The 19,925-nt window shown below is 44.5% G+C and carries 20 protein-coding genes and 2 pseudogenes; 17 read left to right on the plus strand and 5 right to left on the minus strand.

Features of this window, described 5'->3' with window-relative positions; all coding sequences use genetic code 11:
* Nucleotides 1–283 precede the first annotated feature (283 nt).
* From HUG15_RS09940 to tnpA, 6 genes and pseudogenes are all read left to right on the plus strand, one after another.
* Entirely contained in the window at nt 284–1,627 is a 1,344-nt protein-coding gene (locus tag HUG15_RS09940) for an MBL fold metallo-hydrolase (RefSeq protein WP_200128487.1), read from the plus strand.
* Between the two features lie 233 nt (nt 1,628–1,860).
* Nucleotides 1,861–2,118 (plus strand): DUF3006 domain-containing protein, encoded by a 258-nt coding sequence (locus HUG15_RS09945; protein WP_200128488.1) that lies wholly within the window; start codon nt 1,861–1,863, stop codon nt 2,116–2,118.
* Nucleotides 2,119–2,665: 547 nt separating this feature from the next.
* Nucleotides 2,666–3,873, plus strand: a pseudogene (gene pgsB / locus HUG15_RS09950) (poly-gamma-glutamate synthase PgsB).
* A gap of 18 nt (nt 3,874–3,891) precedes the next feature.
* Nucleotides 3,892–4,347: a poly-gamma-glutamate biosynthesis protein PgsC gene (gene pgsC, locus HUG15_RS09955; RefSeq protein ID WP_200128489.1), complete on the plus strand. Its 456-nt coding sequence runs from the start codon at nt 3,892–3,894 to the stop codon at nt 4,345–4,347.
* A 16-nt stretch (nt 4,348–4,363) separates the two neighbouring features.
* Entirely contained in the window at nt 4,364–4,507 is a 144-nt protein-coding gene (locus HUG15_RS09960) for a hypothetical protein (protein ID WP_200128490.1), read from the plus strand.
* Nucleotides 4,508–5,020: 513 nt separating this feature from the next.
* Nucleotides 5,021–5,450, plus strand: a pseudogene (gene tnpA, locus HUG15_RS09965) (IS200/IS605 family transposase).
* Nucleotides 5,451–5,487: 37 nt separating this feature from the next.
* On the opposite strand, the gene HUG15_RS09970 reads toward tnpA, so the two are convergent.
* Nucleotides 5,488–5,679, minus strand: coding sequence for a hypothetical protein (locus HUG15_RS09970; protein WP_200128491.1), 192 nt, complete (start codon nt 5,677–5,679; stop codon nt 5,488–5,490).
* A 346-nt stretch (nt 5,680–6,025) separates the two neighbouring features.
* Between HUG15_RS09970 and HUG15_RS09975 the strand changes: the two genes are divergently transcribed.
* Both HUG15_RS09975 and HUG15_RS09980 read left to right on the plus strand, forming a co-directional pair.
* Entirely contained in the window at nt 6,026–7,261 is a 1,236-nt protein-coding gene (locus HUG15_RS09975; protein WP_200128492.1) for a DEAD/DEAH box helicase, read from the plus strand.
* On the plus strand, nt 7,258–8,163 hold the full coding sequence (locus HUG15_RS09980; RefSeq protein ID WP_200128493.1) for a deoxyribonuclease IV: 906 nt from the start codon (nt 7,258–7,260) through the stop codon (nt 8,161–8,163). The genes HUG15_RS09975 and HUG15_RS09980 overlap by 4 nt, the downstream gene beginning before the upstream one ends.
* Nucleotides 8,164–8,428: 265 nt before the next feature.
* Here the strand turns inward: HUG15_RS09980 and HUG15_RS09985 are convergent, their stop codons facing one another.
* Nucleotides 8,429–8,689 (minus strand): DUF2624 family protein, encoded by a 261-nt coding sequence (locus tag HUG15_RS09985; protein WP_200128494.1) that lies wholly within the window; start codon nt 8,687–8,689, stop codon nt 8,429–8,431.
* A 187-nt stretch (nt 8,690–8,876) separates the two neighbouring features.
* On the opposite strand from HUG15_RS09985, the gene HUG15_RS09990 reads away from it, so the two are divergent.
* The 5 genes from HUG15_RS09990 to HUG15_RS10010 all read left to right on the plus strand — a co-directional run bounded on the left by HUG15_RS09990 (nt 8,877) and on the right by HUG15_RS10010 (nt 13,021).
* Nucleotides 8,877–10,304, plus strand: a complete 1,428-nt coding sequence (locus HUG15_RS09990) for a two-component system sensor histidine kinase NtrB (RefSeq protein ID WP_200128495.1) — start codon at nt 8,877–8,879, stop codon at nt 10,302–10,304.
* 68 nt (nt 10,305–10,372) lie between these two features.
* On the plus strand, nt 10,373–11,149 hold the full coding sequence (locus HUG15_RS09995; RefSeq protein ID WP_200128496.1) for a metal ABC transporter ATP-binding protein: 777 nt from the start codon (nt 10,373–10,375) through the stop codon (nt 11,147–11,149).
* Nucleotides 11,146–12,006, plus strand: coding sequence for a metal ABC transporter permease (locus tag HUG15_RS10000; protein WP_200128497.1), 861 nt, complete (start codon nt 11,146–11,148; stop codon nt 12,004–12,006). Before HUG15_RS09995 ends, HUG15_RS10000 begins: the two co-directional genes overlap by 4 nt.
* A 16-nt stretch (nt 12,007–12,022) precedes the next feature.
* The gene (locus tag HUG15_RS10005) at nt 12,023–12,442 is read left to right on the plus strand and encodes a Fur family transcriptional regulator (RefSeq protein ID WP_200128498.1); all 420 of its coding nucleotides are present in this window, start codon (nt 12,023–12,025) and stop codon (nt 12,440–12,442) included.
* 141 nt (nt 12,443–12,583) lie between these two features.
* Nucleotides 12,584–13,021: a hypothetical protein gene (locus tag HUG15_RS10010; protein ID WP_246516574.1), complete on the plus strand. Its 438-nt coding sequence runs from the start codon at nt 12,584–12,586 to the stop codon at nt 13,019–13,021.
* A 92-nt stretch (nt 13,022–13,113) separates the two neighbouring features.
* On the opposite strand, the gene ispG is transcribed toward HUG15_RS10010, so the two are convergent.
* Both ispG and HUG15_RS10020 read right to left on the minus strand, forming a co-directional pair.
* A complete protein-coding gene (ispG, locus tag HUG15_RS10015; protein ID WP_281393611.1) occupies nt 13,114–14,220 on the minus strand; it encodes a flavodoxin-dependent (E)-4-hydroxy-3-methylbut-2-enyl-diphosphate synthase in 1,107 nt (368 codons plus the stop codon).
* Nucleotides 14,221–14,435: 215 nt separating this feature from the next.
* Nucleotides 14,436–14,765, minus strand: a complete 330-nt coding sequence (locus tag HUG15_RS10020; RefSeq protein ID WP_200128499.1) for a hypothetical protein — start codon at nt 14,763–14,765, stop codon at nt 14,436–14,438.
* A gap of 143 nt (nt 14,766–14,908) precedes the next feature.
* Between HUG15_RS10020 and HUG15_RS10025 the strand changes: the two genes are divergently transcribed.
* Complete coding sequence (locus HUG15_RS10025; protein ID WP_246516575.1) at nt 14,909–15,814, plus strand: DUF1002 domain-containing protein; 906 nt, start codon at nt 14,909–14,911, stop codon at nt 15,812–15,814.
* Nucleotides 15,815–15,991: 177 nt separating this feature from the next.
* Nucleotides 15,992–16,627, plus strand: coding sequence for an NfeD family protein (locus HUG15_RS10030; RefSeq protein ID WP_200128501.1), 636 nt, complete (start codon nt 15,992–15,994; stop codon nt 16,625–16,627).
* Nucleotides 16,628–16,652: 25 nt separating this feature from the next.
* On the opposite strand, the gene HUG15_RS10035 is transcribed toward HUG15_RS10030, so the two are convergent.
* Complete coding sequence (locus HUG15_RS10035; RefSeq protein WP_200128502.1) at nt 16,653–17,420, minus strand: DUF1189 domain-containing protein; 768 nt, start codon at nt 17,418–17,420, stop codon at nt 16,653–16,655.
* 275 nt (nt 17,421–17,695) lie between these two features.
* Between HUG15_RS10035 and HUG15_RS10040 the strand changes: the two genes are divergently transcribed.
* The gene (locus HUG15_RS10040) at nt 17,696–19,294 is read left to right on the plus strand and encodes a Na/Pi cotransporter family protein (RefSeq protein ID WP_200128920.1); all 1,599 of its coding nucleotides are present in this window, start codon (nt 17,696–17,698) and stop codon (nt 19,292–19,294) included.
* A gap of 42 nt (nt 19,295–19,336) precedes the next feature.
* Entirely contained in the window at nt 19,337–19,822 is a 486-nt protein-coding gene (locus HUG15_RS10045) for a DUF456 domain-containing protein (protein ID WP_200128503.1), read from the plus strand.
* Nucleotides 19,823–19,925: the final 103 nt, after the last annotated feature.

Here is a 19,925-nt window from a genome sequence, read left to right on the forward strand (position 1 = left end):
TTTAAGGAGGAATAATTAACTTCTCGCGCGACTCTTAGAAAGGATGGTTAAAATGAGCAATAAAGTTTTAATTGCATCTACTCGATCAATCGTGATGCTGGCGATGGAGAAGGAATGATTTAATCAACAACGCGAAACTTCAAATTAGCGAACGAATACTACTATCAATATCATGAACACTAAACCACATTTACTATGTAAAAGCACAATTTACCAATAATAATTGAAAACATAATTCGTTCGACATATAATGTGGGTATATTTTAAAAGGGGGTTAAATATTTTGAAGAGAAAGCTACTACATACTATTTTTCTGTCCTTCGTCATTGCAATGATGGGTTGTGACGTTGAAACGGATGACGATGAAGAGACTGTCGATGCCGAGGCAGAGGAAAACGAGGAAGAAAGTGAGCAAGAAAGTAATGAAGACGAAGAAATAGAAGAGCAAGGCACCGAAGAAGATGAGAATGGCGATGAGGAAACTTCGGATGAAGAAGAATCCAATGAGGAGGAAGAGAGCGCCGAAGAAGCTGAAGGAGATTTAACCGCCCATTTCATTGATGTAGGGCAAGGAGATTCGATTCTTTTAGAAGGTCCTGATTTCAATATACTTGTTGATACCGGAAGACATGATCGGGACGAGGTCGTTCCTTACATTGAAGACCAAGACATTGAGCAGTTGGATTTGGTTGTAGGCACGCACTCACACGCCGACCATATAGGCCAGCTTGATCGAGTTATGCATAACCTTGATATAGATGAAGTTTGGATGAATGGGGAAGAAGGAACTTCAGACACATTTGAACGTGCTCTCGATGCTGTTCTTGAATCTGATGCTGATTATGAAGAACCTGACGCAGGGGATACCGATGAAATCGGTAGTGCAGAGATCGAAGTGGTTCATCCTCAGTCATTATCAGGTGATCCAAACGATGATTCAATCGTGATGAGTGTATCATATGGCGATACTTCCTTTATGTTAACAGGAGACGCAGAAGAAGCAGCAGAATCAGAAATGGTCAATAGCGATCACGAACTTGATGCGGACATTTTGAAAGTTGGGCACCACGGATCGGACACATCCAGCACGTCATCATTTTTAGAAGAAGTGTCTCCGGAAACGGCTGTCTATCAAGCAGGTGAAGGTAACAGCTATGGTCATCCCCATGATGAAGCAGTGGATCGAATTACGTCTATGGATATTGAATTATACGGAACAGCAGAACATGGACATGTCCTTATCACGACAGATGGAGACAGTTATGATGTAGAAACTGTATCAGATTCTGAACCAACCTCATCCTCAGAAGAACCTGAAACCGATGCTGATTCAGAAGACGAGTCATCGGAAGAGGAAGAAACTGAAGAGGAAGAGTCTACAGAAGAAGATGCGGAAGAAGAAACAGGATCTTCAGAAGCATGCGAAGATGGAGAAGTTGCCATTAATTCGGCATCAGAAGAAGAACTTCAAGAAATTGTAGAAATTGGGGATGATCGAGCAGGACAGATTATTGATCTTAGGGATTCCCAGGATTTTGAGTCTTACAGCGATTTAACACGTATAGATGGAATTGCTGATGCACGTGCCGATACGATAGAAGAACAAGGGATTATTTGCTTTGATTAAGAGAGAGGTGAAATGAACGTGAAAAAGGGGGCTTCTCTTGGAAGAGAGCGACCGGGGTAAGTAAGGCGAAAAGCAATATAGCTAGGAAAACTGGAATCCCAACTACAAAAGCCGGTAGGAAAAGAAAAATACAAAGGAAAGCGACATCGGGATGCGCACCGATATTATTCTTATCATTGCTACCGGCATCCTCGCTTCTTTATTATATATTTAGTTAAAATTGGAGGATAGATATGGCGGAAAAAGCGGTCCTCGATCGTATTGAAGATGGCAAACATGCCGTGCTATTGATAGGGGATGAAGAGAAAGAAAAGATCATACCTTCTAGTGAATTGCCCGAAGGATCAAAAGAAGGTATGTGGTTTCAAGTCGACCTTGAGGATAGCAAAATCGTTAAAATCTCCATCGATCAAGCGGAGACGAAAAAGCGAGAAAAGCGAATATCAGACAAAATGGCGAAACTGAAAAAGAAAAAAGGCGGTAAGTTTTAATTAGTGAAAAGCGCCCGATGGATTCTATCATCAGGCGCTTTTATTAATGTTTACGACTACGTCAAATTTCAAGTAATATATGTCGTCATTGCAACCCTTTGTTGCCCCTTTTCAATAAATTCTTTTTCATTGTTTGTTAAATTTCGGTGAAGGCTTTCTCAAATTCACGTATATAGATTTATCTAAACCATTCATCATATCCTTCCTCAGATATAAGTTGATTTTTGTTTACTATATTTTAATTTCTCAAACAAAAAACACGGGTCCCGGCTTGTGTTTTGTTCTTTGAATATCTAAATGTTGATTTTTTACCTACTTTCTTCATTTGGATATCTTTTCATAAAATGTGAGAAAAGTGGTATTTAGTATAATGAACAATCATGATAAAGTTATAATTGAGAATGATTATCAATTACATCGAGATCGGTGCGGCTAATTGAGAAGAAAAAGTAATTCTTTACAAGATTTTAATCTTCCATTTATAAAAGGTTTACTTTTTTCTTCTACAATATAAATATGACAAATTTATACAAAAGGAGATTGTATGCTGTTCATCATTATTTTCTGTATTCTTGCTTTATTAGTGGCTGGTGTCACGGAGTTTCGGAAACATAACAAAACTGTCGCTGCGATTCCTGTTCGTGTCAATGTAAACGGGGTCCGCGGAAAATCTACCGTCACAAGATTAGTCACCGGTGTTTTAAACGAGGCTCGTTATAAAACCGTCGGGAAAACAACGGGAACCCAAGCCCGGATGCTTTACTGGTTTGAGAACCGGGAAGAACCGATTAAACGTCGTCTGGAAGGACCTAATATCGGCGAACAAAAGGGTGTCGTTAAGCAAGCGGCCTCCATGGAGGCCGAAGCCTTAGCCAGTGAGTGTATGGCCGTCACTCCCGACTATCAAAAGGTTTTTCAAAAGGACATGCTTCAGGCCAACATCGGAGTGATTGTTAATGTGTTAGAGGATCACATGGAGGTGTTAGGCCCTACTATTGATGAAGTGGCGCAAGCTTTTACAGCTACCATTCCGCTAGATGGGTATTTGATTGTCAATGAGAATCCTTATGTCCCCATGTTTCAGGAAATCGCCGAGAAAAGAAATACAGAAGTGATCGTAGCGGATACCTCTCGCATATCGGAAGCCTACCTTCGAAAGTTTCCCTATATGGTGTTTCCGGAAAATGCTGCTCTGGCATTAGCGGTCGCCGAGGCTTTGGGGATTGATGATCATACGGCATTTAAAGGGATGTTGGAGGCATGGCCGGATCCGGGCTCCCTGGAGATTACACCGATTCACAGTCATCAAGGTCCGTCTTCCTATCTCGTTAATGGGTTTGCTGCCAATGACTCGGCCTCTACAATCAATATTTGGGAACGGGTCAAGCAACTAGGCTATCCGACCGATCAATCCGTCGTTGTGATGAATTGCCGTGCCGATCGAGTCGATCGAACGCAACAATTCGCCACCGATGTATTGCCTTATATTCCCTGTAAAACGCTCGTTTTGATCGGAGAAACAACAAACCCCATTGTCGATGGTTACAATGGGGGAATATTCCAGCTGATACGCTGTTAAACTTTGAAAAATACCCAATGAAAGACATCATTCAAGAGATTCAACCCTATATCCGGCATGCCTTAATCTATGGAATCGGCAATTTCCATGGAGCGGCTGAATCCTTCGTTGAAGAAATACAACAAATTCAAGTCACCGAAGAACCGATTGTAAGCGAAATTGCAGCACATAAATGAAGAAGGAGTTACTAGATAATGGGATTATCGGAAATCGCTGTTGCGCTTGTAGCGGGTGTAACATTTAGTCTTTTTTTTGCAGAAAAAACAGGGGTCTTACCGGCAGGACTCGTCGTACCAGGGTATTTGGCTCTTATCATCGATGCACCGTTATACGCACTTTCGATCTTGTTCATCAGTTTTGCAACATATCTCGTCGTCATGCAGGTGATCAATCGCTTCACGATCTTGTATGGCCGAAGGAAATTTTCAGCGATGCTATTGACCGGGATTCTGCTCAAACTTGGCTTTGACTCCTTTTCCGGTTTGGCACCCATGGACATTGAACATTTACAAGCCATCGGTTTGATTATTCCTGGTCTAATTGCCAATACCATTCAGAGGCAAGGACTCGTGCCTACGGTAGCGAGCACCATTCTATTGACCTTGTTTACGTTCGGAGTGCTTACGTGTTATCAACTATTTTTAGCTTAGGAAAGAAGGGAATTCTATGACAACGCCAACGTATAAATTAAAATTATCCTTTAAGGAACGTTATTTAAAAACCGTCAAACGTCACAAGCCTAAAACATTCAGGCACACTGCAATAGGCTTTATTACGACGTTAAGTATTCTTGTGATCTTTATGTACTGAACTACCCCTTGAATGAGGACATCCTTACGGATCTTCGTCTATAAGTCACATACATCTAACATGAATCCCGGAAAGTCTTACGCAAAGGCATTCCCGGGATTTTTAGTGTAAAAAGGATTGAATTCAATTATTCACCAAATTGTCCTTAGGTCTTAAAACCGTCGAGGAGCTACCGTGATTCCACGTCCAATGTTGGCGAGGGTGTAGAAGATAAATATGTTATAAATATCATTTAGTTCCATATTAGCCTTTCAATCCACGAATGGTTTCCGTGCCCCTTAAGATGATATTGAGTTACCGGACCATGACACATTCACCGTGGCATAATAAATTTCTTCATATTTTAGTTTGTAGAAATCACCATTGTTTTTTATCATTACTTCTTCGTCAGCGTCGCTCATTTTAAAAAGTGATCCCTTTAAGTTACAGGAGCGTGGTCTAACTCCCCCGTCTTTAGACGGGATACGCTTTTAGCCTTGCTTTTGTCTGTCCATACTTAAACTGAGGTGAAGTATGGATGAATATCGGAAAAGCAGTCATACGGTCTATGATATTAAATACCATGTTCTGGTTAACAAAGTATAGATACCAAGTGTTACAAGGAAATGTCGCCCATCGTACCAGGGAATTGATTAGACAGGGGTGTGAAGCAAGAAATATTACGATATTACAAGGAAGCGTAGGCAAAGATCATATTCACTTGTTGTTATCATGCCCACCGAGCATTGCTCCAAGTAAGATCATGCAATATTTGAAAGGAAGATCATCGAGATTATTGCAAGATGAATTTCCGGCACTGAAGAAAAGGTACTGGGGTCAACACCTATGGGCACGAGGATATTTTTGTGCCACCGAAGGAAATGTTACGGAGGAGATCATTCGAACCTATATCGCAAATCAATCAACGGAGAGAAGAGATGATATCTTCAGACTTGATGAATGAGTTCAGCCTCATTTAGTGAGCTTCAGCTTAAGGTCTTTCAGCGGACTTTAGTCTGAACAGCGACTTTCAGTCGCGGACATTTATGTTCAAATCCACCTGCTTTTAGCAGGTGGTCGTTTAATTCTGTAATAAACTCGCCATCATCATAATGGATGGTTAGCATGTTGCTTACATCCATCCCGAATAATAATGAATTTTTTATTAAACCCCACGGTACATGACGACTCATGAGATAACCCCTTAAAGAATGTGGGTTCTTATCGAGAGTGTATGCGAATATTTGTTCTGACTCAAGAGTGAATGAGCAAAATAATACAGAAGTAGAACAGAAAACATTCGAATCATAAGTACAGATAATTTGTCATCACAAATGTCACCAATGATTTTACTTTGCGCGAATTTCATTTATAATTAGGTAGTCGCAAACACTTATAACAAACAGGAACACACAATCGTTCCATCCGTTTGATTTCGATTTATATGCTTAAATATATTGTGATAGAATATGAAAATGTGCACGTGCCCGTTATTAGAAGTGCGAAGCGGGAAGAAAGAAGTGAGAGGTGAGAAGTGAGATGTCAAGGTTTAGCCACCTGGAAATTGATGCACGTTTAATCAAACATTTGCAAGCCGAAGAAATTGACCGGCCGACGGAAATTCAAGAACGGCTGATTCCTGCTATATTAAGGGGAAAAGATGTGATCGGCCAGTCGCAAACGGGCACCGGGAAGACACTTGCGTTTGCCTTGCCCATATTGTCGGGGATTCACCCTGATGACCATTATGTGCAAGCCGTGGTGACTGCCCCGACGAGAGAATTGGCCGAACAGCTTTACCGGGTTTTTAATAAATGCAAAAAAGACAGCGGCATGGAAGACATTCGTATCCGGCGAGTCATTGGCGGAACGGATAAAGAACGGAACGTGGCTGACCTTCAACAACCGCCGCACGTTGTCATTGCAACGCCGGGGAGGTTACACGATCTTGTGATAAAGGAAAACGTCCTTGATGTTCATCGCGTACGGACGCTTGTCGTTGATGAAGCAGACCAAATGATGGAAATGGGTTTCTTGGAAGCGTTGGATCAAGCGATCGCCCGTATGCCGGAAGCGTTGCAAATGCTCGTCTTTTCCGCCAGCATCCCGCAACGCCTTCAGCCCTTTTTAAAAAAATACATGAATCAACCGCGCCATGTGCACGTGAAACCGGAACAACCTTCCCCGAAAAACCTAACCCATTATCTGATCCCGTTACGAAGTCGCGGGCGCCAACAATTGGTAGTGGAAATGGCCGCTCTCTTACGTCCGTATCTATGCTTGATTTTTGTCAATACGAAAAAAGAAGCGGAAGAAGTAACGGATCTATTTATTGCGCACGGACTCCAAACCGAGTGCATGCATGGCGACCTTTCCCCTCGTGCCCGTAAACGATCGATGCGGAATATTGAACGCGCGGCTGTGCCTTATGTGGTTTGTACCGATATTGCCGCCCGCGGGATGGACATTAAAGGGGTTTCTCACATTATTAATATGCAACTGCCGCGGGATTTGCAATACTTTTTGCATCGGGCAGGGCGGACGGCGCGAGCGGGGGCTTCCGGCGAAGTTTTCACGATTGTTTCCAAAGAAGACTACCCGGCGTTGCATCAATTGCAAAAACAAAGGTTCACCTTTCAGTATTTGGATATTAAAAAAGGGGAATGGCAAGAAATTGATCAATTGGGCAGTGGTTATGCACCGGGAAGCCAACGTTCAAAGTCCCGGAAAAAGCAAAGGGATACGCCCCAAAAAAAGAGGAGGAAAAGAAAATGAGTGATATTCCACGTTATCTTGGCTCTCACGTATCGATGAGCGGAAAAAAAATGTTGCTGACGTCAAGTGAGGAAGCGGCAAGTTACGGGGCAACAGCGTTAATGATTTATACGGGAGCCCCTCAAAATACGCGCAGAAAAGCAATTGAAGACTTAAATATCGAAGCGGGCAACGCGCATATGAAAGAAAATGGCATTGAAAAAGTGGTTGTTCACGCACCGTACATTATCAATATCGCGAACACACAAAAGCCGGAGACGTTTGACCTCGGGGTTCGCTTTTTACGTTCCGAGATTGAGCGAACAGAAGCGATCGGCGCTACCCAAATTGTGCTTCATCCCGGTTCCCACGTTGGGGAAGGTCCGGAAAAAGGGATTGCGAAAATCATTGAAGGACTAAACGAAGTCATCACAAAAGAACAAAACGTGCAAATCGCGTTGGAAACAATGGCCGGAAAAGGTTCCGAATGTGGGCGTACATTTGATGAATTGGCACAAATTATCGATGGGGTTACCCATAATGAGAAACTATCGGTTTGTTTTGATACTTGCCACACCCACGATGCCGGATACGATATTATCAATGATTTCGATGGGGTGATGGAATCATTTGAGAAAACGATCGGCCTCGACCGCTTGCAAGTGCTTCACGTGAACGACAGTAAAAACCCGCAAGGCGCGCGAAAAGACCGCCACGAAAACCTCGGCTTTGGGCATATTGGGTTTGAGGCTTTAAACACCATTGTCCATCATGAAACAATGGCAGACATTCCCAAAATTTTGGAGACGCCTTATGTCGGAGAAGATAAGAAAAATAAAAAGCCTCCCTATAAGCGTGAAATTGTCATGCTTCGGGAGGAGTCTCATGACCCGGAGATGAAAGAAAAGTTAACCCAACAGTAACGAGTTAGTGCTTTATTCGGGCATTTGTTTCTCTTAGCAGGTGTAGAGCGATATTGCCATCTAACTAGGGACTGCAGAGTAATTCCTGTGGACGGAGGAGAAACTGCTCCGAGAGGAACAAGAAAAGCAAAATAAATTCCGTCCCTCTCAGAGTGAGGAGCCCGTCTTTTGAGCGCCTTTCAAAATGGGTATGAGTACCATCGGCAGGAAATATGGTTATGGCGAACACAGGGAGAAACAATTTCTGAAACAGACCACTAGCCCGTTATTGTCGCAAAAAGCCCCCGTACTTTTGATAAAGGTCATGAAGCAACATCGCGTGTTCTTGCGATGTTGTTTTCTCTACTTTGTTTATAAATGCGAATACGGAGGCTTGATCAGCGAAATCCACATGTTCTGTTTGAATAAGGTGCACAAGCTTTTGTACCTCGTGATCAGTAAGGAAATAGCCTTTGCTATGGGCAAGCGCCTGTAATTGTTGCGGAGACATATTTTTTACATACTGTTGAATCATTTGAAAATTCAATGCTTTCACATCCTTTGTTTATTTTACCCGGACCGTCATCGACAAATGCTTACACGTCACTTTGTAGAATATGCGGGAAATGCTCTGAAATGTTCGATGTTTGGAAATCGATTTTTTCTATAAACACTATGCATGGATAAGAGGTTTTAGTATAATGTAGGAAAATGATGGTTATCGGAGGGCGGTGATGGACGTTTTAACGCCAAATCGAAGCAATATTGGACAAACGTATATTTTTGATGAATTGAGTTGGGAAATCCGACTTGTTTTGAAAAAAGACGGGACTATTTTGTATAAAAATAAAGCAGCGACAGATCTGTTTTCCGTTAGTTCGAATTTTTTTTTCACGTTACATACAGCCGAATGGATGCGGGTCATGTCTTTTTTCAGGGAAATGCAAGAGGTGGACCAACCTCGTGAAATAACCTTCATTCATGACATCGACAGGATCAATCACTCCGTTTTTTATCGCGGAATTTACCGAAATGAACGCTTTTATTTAACCGGAATAGCGCGGTCTGCCCACTCAAAGGAAGTCATGGAGGATTTTACGAATCGATTGCCGTTTGGGTTTATAAAAGTGAACGCTGAATTAAAAATAATTGAAAAGAATAGGACGTTTCTAGATCTCGCGCTCCCAAAACTGGAGCTGGGAACATTTACTGAACTTTCGCTTGGACGTTTACAGTTGGAATCGGAAGCCGGTGTTTCCATGCACAAAGCGGTGACGGAAGCATTTCAGTCGCAATTGGTGAGCGAGCAGATGGAGGAAGACCGGGAAGGCGGACGTTTATTTAGAAGTTTAGCCGTATATATGCCTGCCAAGCAGGAAGTGGTCGGTCTTTTAATTGATGAGAGCACGCACATCAGATATGAGCAATTACTTCAGTATAAACAGCAAATGGAGTCCGTTTCCCATCTTGCTGCCGGGGTTGCCCATGAATTGCGAAATCCCCTGTCCGTCATTCGCGGGTTCTTACAATTATCCGAGTTGACGAACAGCTTTCATAAATATGCCAAAACCATTTTTAGCGAAGTGGATCGGATGAATAAAATACTGGAAAATTTCCTGTCGATTTCTCGAAAAAAATTCGACGTAAAGGCTTTATCTCCAATGGAGGTCATCGATACGGTGGAAGATATCATCCGTTCGGAATGTTTGTTAAATAATGTATATTTTGAGGCAAGCATTGCCAAAACCGAAAGGGTCATCAACATGAACGAAACGATGATTAAACAAGTGCTTTTAAATTTATTGCGAAACTCAATGGAAGCTTATAAACCGGAGCAACGCAAAGTCTTTTCATTAATCACACACGAGTGGCCAAATGACTATGAAATCCAGGTGAAGGACAATGGCCCGGGGATCCCTGGAGCGATCATGAAAAAAATCGGCGAACCTTTTAATACGAGCAAAGAAAAAGGAACGGGGATTGGCATTTCCCTGTCAAAAAAATTATTGAAGACCATCACGGTACTTTTCACGTGGAGAGCGATAAAAATAAGGGAACAGCCACCATTATCACATTGCCTTTTGTGTGACTCCGGCCCAACCATAGGCATATGGGTTGGGCGCTCCCGTTTCAAAGGCTCCCCGTTTACAAACAGACAATGATGAGATATACTAAAAAAGATTGATCGTAATCATTCTGTTTTAGTAATTTGTCTTTGGGAGGTCCTTGAATGGATCAACAAAAATCTGTCATTGATATTCAACATATTACGTATCGCTACGAACGCCCTCCCGTCTTGGATGATGTGAGCCTGACGGTAAAGCCGGGAACTTTTCTCGGTCTTGTTGGGCCGAATGGCTCCGGAAAATCGACATTGATTCGTTTGATACTCGGTCTTTTGAAACCGCAAATCGGTTCCGTTCGTCTTTTTGACACCGACGTCCGCAAGTTTTCCAATTGGGAAAAAGTCGGGTATGTGTCCCAAAAAGCGAATCGTTTTAACGCCGGGTTCCCGGCCACGGTCTTTGAAGTGGTGTCCATGGGTTTGTTTGGTCCGGTCGGCTTATTTCGTTTTCTTGGCAAAAAGGAACGGGCACGCATATACAAAGCACTGGACACAGTCGGAATGAAAAGCTATGCAAAGCAACCGATCGGACGTTTATCGGGCGGGCAGCAACAACGGGTATTTATTGCCCGCGCACTCGTCAGCAACCCGGAATTGCTTATTCTCGATGAACCAACGGTTGGCGTTGACGCCAATGCCGCGCGGCATTTTTATGATTTATTGGCGGAGTTTAATCGAGAGCATGGACTTACGCTAATTCTTGTCAGCCATGATGTGGGCACGATGACGCGTTACGTCTCTGACGTTGCTTGCTTAAATCAACGGTTGCATTTTCACGGCAGCAGATCGGAGTTTGAAGAAAATCCGGATTTCACCGCACTGTATGGGCATGATGTCCAACGTATCGTGCATGAACATGAGCATGGAGAAATTGCGCAATGATCGATGTATTTTTTCAATATGACTTTCTTCGCCAAGCATTGTTTTCCGGGATTATGATCGGCCTTGCCGCCCCGTTGCTCGGGGTATTTCTCGTCGTTAAACGGATGTCGCTCGTGGCTGATGCCCTGTCTCACATTACGCTGACCGGCATTGCCTTTCATTTTTTGCTGGCATCGTTTTTCATCACGCTGGTTGATATTGATCCGTTATATATGGGGATGGCGTTTGCGCTGGTTGGAGCGTTGTTGATCAATCAGTTGCGCAAAGTTTATAGCCATTTCAAAGAAGTGGCGATCCCGATTATTATGTCGGCGGGTATCGGCCTTGGCGTCGTATTTATCTCGATTGCAGATGGGTTTAACACTGATTTGTTTGCTTATTTGTTCGGAAGTGTTGCCGCGGTTGGCCGCACGGATTTTTATACGATTTTGGTGGTCACCTTGGTCGTCGCATTGCTTTTGGTCTTTTTTTATAAAGAGTGGTTTTTCCTTTCGTTTGATGAAGAGCAAGCGAAGGTTTCCGGGTTGCCAGGGAAATGGCTGGATGTTGTTTTTATGATTCTCGTGGCACTCGTCATTTCCGCGGCGATGAGAATTGTCGGCATTTTACTCGTCTCTGCATTGATGACGCTCCCGGTTGCCGCCGCGATGCAATGGGCAAAGAGTTTCAAGCAAATGTTTTTTTACTCGGCACTTTTCGGGGAAATTGCTGTGCTGGCCGGGATTATTTTCGGATTTTATTTGGATTTGGCACCCGGCGGAGTCATCGTCGTTGTTGCGGTGGCCATATTGCTTTCCAGCCTCGGGATGAAAAAAATCGGGAAACAAGCATCTCAATACCCCCACTTGCCACAATGAAAAAGGAGGGCTGACCATGGATGCACAGAAGGCGATAAAAACGTTAAAAGAACAAGGGTATAAATACACGGACAAACGAAAGGAAATTATCGGGTTTCTGGATGAGCAAAAGGGCTACGTACCGGCAAAAGAAGTGCTCATGTTCATGCAAGAGCGGTATGAAGGGCTTAGCTTCGATACGGTCTATCGCAATCTTTCGCTATTCACCGACTTGGGAATTTTGGAAGCCAGCGAGTGGGAGGGAGAGAAACGTTTCCGTCTTAGTTGCGAGGAAGACCATCATCATCACATGATTTGTTTAACGTGTGGAACAACAAAGCATATAACTGTTTGCCCTATGGAATACTTTAACGCAGGAGAAGAGGAAGATGATTTTAAAATAACGAGCCATAAATTTGAGATTTTTGGTTACTGTATGCCATGCCAACGTTCATGAAGCCCGAAAAGCGCTATGTTGTGCCAAACCGGCTTACAGATAAAAATGACGCAGTAACCAATACTTTCATCCGATAATTCCTTGAGAAGCCAGCCAAACTATAAATACCCGGGAGACAAACCGGGTAAGGGGGAGATCAGGTTGGCGGACGAAGGTCGCGAGCGTCAGCAATCGGATCGGGAACTAGCGAACCGGGAAGATCAACCGGAAGAAAGACCCGTGATGGTTGACCCGCTCATCGAAAGTTACAATGGGGAGTATATGGAAGAAACCTCAGCAGAAATCGCTTCCCCGAGCGTGGATGCCGAGCAGGCAAATCGAGTCTCGGATCAATCAGATGAACCAATGCAAGGAGAAGAGCCGACGGTTAATGATGATTCCCTAGGGATGGGATTAGGTACAGCTGCGATTATCATTTCACTTGTATCACTCTTTTTCTTGCCGGTCATTTTGGGTGCGGCAGGGATTATAACCGGCTTTTTCGCTCGTCAAAAAGGTGCTGCTGCACTTGGTTGGTGGGCCATCGGTATCGGGGCTGCTTCCATCCTCATATCGGTTTTTTTCGCACCTTTTATGTGACCGTAACACAACAAAAATTGCCCGCTCATTAAGAGCGGGCAATTGTGTTTTCCGGTTATCTGGATTTTCCGGCCTCTGAAATCCGGCCTCCGTCATTGGGTTGTCTCTGCTTCTTCAAGTTTAGCGAAGTGTTCTTCTGCCAGTTTATCGACTTCTTTTTTCAGCTCATCGACCATCGTCTCTTCGGGAACTTTGCGAATGATTTCGCCGTGGCGGAAAAGGAGGCCTTCTCCTTTTGCTCCCGCGATGCCGATATCAGCTTCCCGGGCCTCTCCGGGACCGTTGACGGCACAGCCGAGAACAGCGACTTTAATCGGCGCTTTAATTTGAGCGATGTAGTCTTCGACGTCATTGGCGATGCTGATCAGATCAATCTCAATCCGTCCGCATGTCGGACACGCAATTAAGGTGGCCGCATCCGAAGCCAGGCCGAATGTTTTGGTCAGTTCACGGGCCACTTTTACTTCCTCAACAGGATCGGCACTGAGGGAAATGCGCATCGTATTGCCAATGCCTCTATCCAAAATCGCGCCAAGGCCGGCCGCGCTTTTGACCGTGCCGGCAAACAATGTTCCGGATTCGGTAATGCCGAGATGAAGGGGGTAACTAAATGCCTGCGCGGCTTTTGTATAAGCTTCAATCGCCAGATCAACATTGGATGCTTTCATGGAGACGATGATGTCATGGAAATCCAATTCTTCAAGAATCGCGATATGATGCAATGCGCTTTCGACCATGGCGTCGGCGGTAGGATACCCGTATTTTTCTAGAAGATGGCGCTCGAGAGACCCGGCATTCACGCCGATGCGTATGGGGATCCCTTTTTCTTTGGCAGCCTCAACAACCATCTCGACCTTTTCACGTGACCCTATATTTCCGGGGTTGATTCGGATTTTATCCGCACCGGCTTCGATCGCTTTTAACGCTTTGCGATGATCAAAATGAATATCTACGACGAGGGGGATGTTGATGCGTGATTTAATCTCGGGAAGGGCGTCTGCAGCTTTATCGTTCGGACAGGCCACCCGGACGATGTGACATCCTGCTTCTTCCAGACGCAAAATTTCCGCAACCGTCGCTTCGACATCCTCTGTTTTCGTCGTCGTCATGCTTTGAATGATGACTTCATCATTGCCGCCAATGACTAGATTGCCGACACGCACCGGCCTCGTTTCCGTTCGGTGGATGATTTCGCTCATATTCGTTTTCCGCCCCTTTACATGAGCTTCTAATTAGAAAACTTGGCTTTTCGCTAAGCTCTTATGGCGAAAAGCCTTAGTTGCACTTATGCAGGTAATAAAGTTGATTTATACTTTCTTACCTGCTAATAAAAAAACGTAAATGGCTCATTTATACTCTATACGTCTTTTATTGTAGCAATGAAGCGGCAAAACTGGCAAGTTATTCGGGAAGGTTAGCCTTCATAAAGGGGAAACGTGTACATCTGGCCCTCGTGCAATTGTTCAGGCGATTGGCCGTCATTTAAGTATTGAAAATCGTTCTTGATTTGTCCCATGTCCATCGGCATGCCTTCATCATGAAGTTGTTCAACGATGGACAATAACGTTTGGCCGGCTTCAATCTCAACGTCGACAGTGTGGTCAAAATGTGTTTCTGTGATTTCCACTGTTTCGCCGGCGGTTTCCGGTGAGGAATCAGCGACCGGAAGCGTGCCGCGTGAGATGTCATAATATATGGCAAACGCAACGGTTGCAATCGCGAGAATCCAAAACCATTTTTTCATGGAAAATACCTCCTCTCTTAAAACAGTATGCTTGTCCATTGAAAAAATGCTGATAAAATAACAAAAACTCTCTAATTGGCTTTTCTTTTCGATCCGGATGTGGTAAGAAAAAAGGGTAAGATATTATGAGGGGGAGCACAAAAATGAAAAAAATCGTTGCAGGGGTAACAGCGGCCGCGTTGGTAGGCGCGGGTGTTGTATCCTCACCAACTAGCGCAGCTGCCGACGCGGCACCGGGTGATATTATTATTACCCTTGGCGAAGATTTAAGCGATGAAGAAAGAGAAACGGTTTTGTCGGAAATGGATGGCGATGAACAAGACCCGATCGTAGAAGTAACCAATGAAGAAGAGCATGAATATTTGGGTGAGTTCATCCCTGCGGGACAAATTGGAAACAACGCGATTTCTTCTTCACAAATCACCATTGCTGAAGCAGGTGCCGGGATAGATGTAAAAACCAATCGCATCAATTACGTAACGGAAGGCATGTATGCCAACGCGCTCGTCACCGCAGGTGTCGAAGATGCCGATATTTACGTCACTGCACCGTTTGAAGTTTCCGGTACTGGGGCGTTAACAGGGATCATTAAAGCTTACGAAATTGAAACGGACATAGAGATTCCCGAAGACCAAAAACGGATTGCCAACGAAGAGCTTGTTCAGACCGGTGAACTTAGTGAAAATCACGGGACGGAAGAAGCGACGGAATTAATGGCAAGAATTAAAGAAGCGATCGCGGAAGAAGATGTGGAAACGGAAGAAGACTTGCGAGACCTTATCGAGCGCATCGCCGATGAACTTGGAATTACGTTAACGGATGAAGAAATGAACGGGCTTGTGTCATTGTTTGAACGCATGCAAAACATGGACATTGATTGGGATCAAGTGCAAAATCAAATTGACCAAATTCGCGATAACATCGATGACTGGATGAGCTCCGATGAAGCGCAAGGGTTTGTCCAATCTGTCCTCGACTTCTTCAGTGAATTGATCGATACGGTGCGCGGTTGGTTTGAAGGAAGCGGAAGCTCGGAGTCGGGTTCCTAAAGATAACTAAACTCGAACGAATCTCACGATACGGTTGACGTGAGGTTCGTTTTGTTGATGCGTCCTTCCCAATAGTAAAGCGTTTTATAAAAAAGGAACTTCTGCTACAATATAGATAGATGATCATCTAGGGAACGTACAGGAGAGAACCGGATTTTGGGAAGGAGTGCTCAATCGATGGAGTGGCTTGATATTAGCATCTTCGGCTTTCTCGTCGTGTTTTTGGCAACGATGTTTTTTCTTGGGGAACTGCTTGTAAAAGCAAAAGGGATATTCGGTATTATCGGATTTTCATTGATTGCGCTGTATTTTGCTCACCACATCGGAGATACGACGGGAATGTGGGTCATCATTCTCTATGCCGCCGGGTTGGTATCGATAGTTATTGATGGAAAATTGCTTGGAGACGGGACATTGTCCTTTATCGGCGGCGTTTTAATGATTATCGGCCTGACGGTTCCCGCGCCGGATTTAATCTACGCGGTTCTCGTCGGATTTGCGGTGATTGTGGGCGGACTGGCGTCCTTTTTCTTCACGAAAGTGTTTCCGCGTCGTGATCTATGGTCAAAGATGACGTTGAAAGAAACGATGTCGAGTGAAGAAGGGTACAATTCCATGAATGAAGGCTATAGTGAGCTAATCGGAAAAGAAGGCATGACGCTGACGGACTTTCGTCCGATCGGCACGGTTGAAATCGAAGGGCAAACGTACAGTGCCACCACGGGCGCATCTTGGCTAGAAAAAAACACCGAAGTCAAAGTGGCATCGGTGGACGGCACTCGCATTGTCGTAAGCCCGCAAAAACATGAGTAAACGAGCGCCCGCAAGGGCGCTTTTTTCATTGCCGCCGTTTAGGGATAGGAAGGGTTCGGAAAACGAGAATGGACATCACGATCGCGATCAGCCAATAAATCCAGAACGAGGCATCGCCATTACGTCCAATGAAGTCAAGAAACGTTCCGATGACCGAGGGTAGCGTGGCGATATAAGCGCTCATTACCCAAATATGGCCGTATTGCAAGCGGGCGGGATAGATTTTTTTTAGTAACAAGCCTATGGCTGAGATCGCGAACACACCGATAAATTTCATCCCGGAGGCAAACAGATATAAGAGGATTAATATTAAGGCGATAAACGCGGGAAGGAGTTCCAAAAAGCTGCCGGTTGCTTCCTGAAGTTCAGCTTTCGTGAAACTAAATGCTCCATACTCCAATTGTTCCACTGTCCCATCGGCCACCATGAAGGCACGGTCCTCCAAAAGGGCGGTGACGTTTGCTTCGCCCGCCAAATCGTTTGGAGTGATTTGCCCCGAATCATCAAGGATGACCAGGGTATTATCGATATGGGTTGTATATGGTGTTTGCTCACTTTCCGCCGCCAATGTTCCCGATTCCACTTCGTAATCCGGGATATCCTCGGAGAGGACATGTTGCAAACGTTCACCGGCGGTGACAGCGAACGAGCTAATAGAAATAGCGGCAGGAATATTGGTAATAAGCACGAGCAGAAACACGTACAAAATCGTTCGCCCGATTTTTTGCCTGCGAAATTGTCCGATCATGGTAGGGGAGAATAAGCTGTAAAAAAATGATTTCCAAATATTCAATGTGATGATGCTCCTCTGTTATGTAAGGGTAAAGCGATGCGTACGTTGTCGATTATAACAGAAAAACGAAACTTATTCTTTACAAAGCAGTGAAGTTCATGAATAATAGATGAGGATGAACAATTGGACGTGCAATATTTTCTTTGGTATGAAAGAAAGTATAAATCAACTTTCTTTCATACATAAGTGCAACTAAGGCTTTTCGCCATAAAGGCTTGGCGAAAAGCCAAGTTTTCTAATTGAAGGGATGAGCGATTTTGCAAGAACTCCTGTTTATGTTTTTCGGGGGGTTGGGGATCTTTCTGTTCGGCCTTAAATACATGAGTGACGGCCTGACGAAAATCGCCGGTGACCGCTTGCGCGAGTTGTTGGATCGGTTCACCTCTAATCCGATTAAAGGTGTAATTACAGGGATCGCCGTGACGGTCTTGTTACAATCAAGCAGCAGCACGACTGTTCTAACCGTCGGGCTGGTAAATGCAGGTTTTATGACTTTGCGGCAGGCAATTGGTGTTATAATGGGCGCAAACGTGGGGACGACCGCCACTGCCTTCATTATTGGAATTGACATCACGGAATACGCGTTGCCGATTATTTTTATCGGTACATTTCTCATCTTTTTCTTTAAAAACAGAACGGCAAACAATTATGGGCAAGTGATCTTTGGGTTTGGTGCTCTGTTCCTGGGTCTCTCGATCATGGGGAGCGGCGTTTCTCCGTTGGCAGACAGTTCGGTATTTGAAGAACTTACCATTAGCATGAGCGATAATCCGCTTTTGGGGGTTATCATCGGGACCGTCTTCACAGTCATTGTCCAAAGTTCAACGGCGGCTATCGGCTTGTTGCAACAGCTCTATGATACGGGAGCGATTAGTTTAAACGCAGCGCTTCCCGTCTTATTCGGCGATAACATCGGGACGACGATTACAGCGGTGTTAGCCTCAATCGGTGCGTCGGTTGCAGCCAAACGGGCAGCGCTTAGCCACGTTTTATTCAATTTGGTCGGTGCTGTCGTTATCCTTATTTTACTACAGCCATTTACGGCATTTATGGTTTTTATCGAGGATTCCTTTAATCTCGTTCCGCCCATGACCATTGCCGTTGCTCATGGATCCTATAACATTGCGAACCTGCTTATTCAAGTATCATTTATCGGTGTTCTGGCAACAATTGTAACGAAGCTTATCCCCGGAAAAGATACAGAGATTGATTATAAAGCAAAGCATTTGGATACATCTTTTATCCAACGCGCTCCGGCCATTGCGCTTGGACAAGCACGGACGGAAGTGTTGCGCATGGCTGATTATGCGCAACAAGGATTGCATGAAGTCAATAAATACATTAAAAATCATCAGCGCAAAAATGCCGAGATGGCCGGCCGGTACGAAGAAGCGATCAACAATTTGGACCATGAGATCACGAGCTATTTAATGCAAATTTCCAATCGATCTTTGTCTGCTGAAAACTCATATGTGCATACGATGCTCTTAGACACGATCCGGGATATTGAAAGAATTGGCGATCATTTTGAAAACATCATGGAACTCGTTGATTTTCAAATGAGAAACAAGGTCAATATTTCAGAGGAAGCGAAAGAAGATCTCGATGAAATGGTATCCCTTACGCTCCGCACGCTTCAAGATGCCATCTATGCCCTTGAACACCATGACTTGGAGGCCGCGAAGGCCACGGAAAAACAAGAGGAAGAAATCGATCGGATGGAAAGGAAATTGCGCCGGAAACACATTGAGCGTATGAATGACGGGCGTTGTTCCGGATCAGCAGGTGTTATCTTTGTCGATATCATTAGCAATCTTGAGCGAATTGGGGACCATTCGGTCAATATAGCCCAAGCAGTGTTAAACGAGAAATAGACCTCGACCGAAAATTAACCAATGGGAGGTGCAATGGCGCAGATGGACGTACTATGGATAGGATTGGCGTTTGTCGCCTATGCACTCGCGGTTATCGGGGTGATATACCCCATTATCCCAAGTGGTCCTGCCTATATTCTTGCGATTGTTTTTTTCGGGTTGTATATGGGCTTTGGGGACTTAGAGATTGGTTTTTGGATTGGACAGACGCTCATTGTGATTCTCCTTTTGGTGATTGACTTTATTACGAGTTATTACGGCATCACGCGGATCGGCGGCTCCAAAGGGGCGGTATGGGGAAGCATGATCGGTCTTATCATCGGACCGTTCATTATCCCTGTGCTCGGAATAATTATAGGTGCCGTCGCCGGCGCGATCATCGGAGAACTGTTAGCCGGCGGGCATAACCTTAAATCACTCGGGCGAATAGGATTAGGTTCATTGATCGGTTATTTGGCGGGAGCGGTGATCAAGTTTATCTTGCTGTTTATCGGCCTGCTGCTCACTGGTTTTAGCTGGTGGATATGAAGGCTTTGTGTTAGAAAACTTGGCTTTTCGCCAAGCTTTTATGGCGAAAGCCTTAGTTGCACTTATGCAGATAAGAAATCTGCCAAAAAAGGCTTGCCGTCTT

Source organism: Salicibibacter cibarius (assembly GCF_016495725.1).
GTDB lineage: Bacteria > Bacillota > Bacilli > Bacillales > Marinococcaceae > Salicibibacter > Salicibibacter cibarius.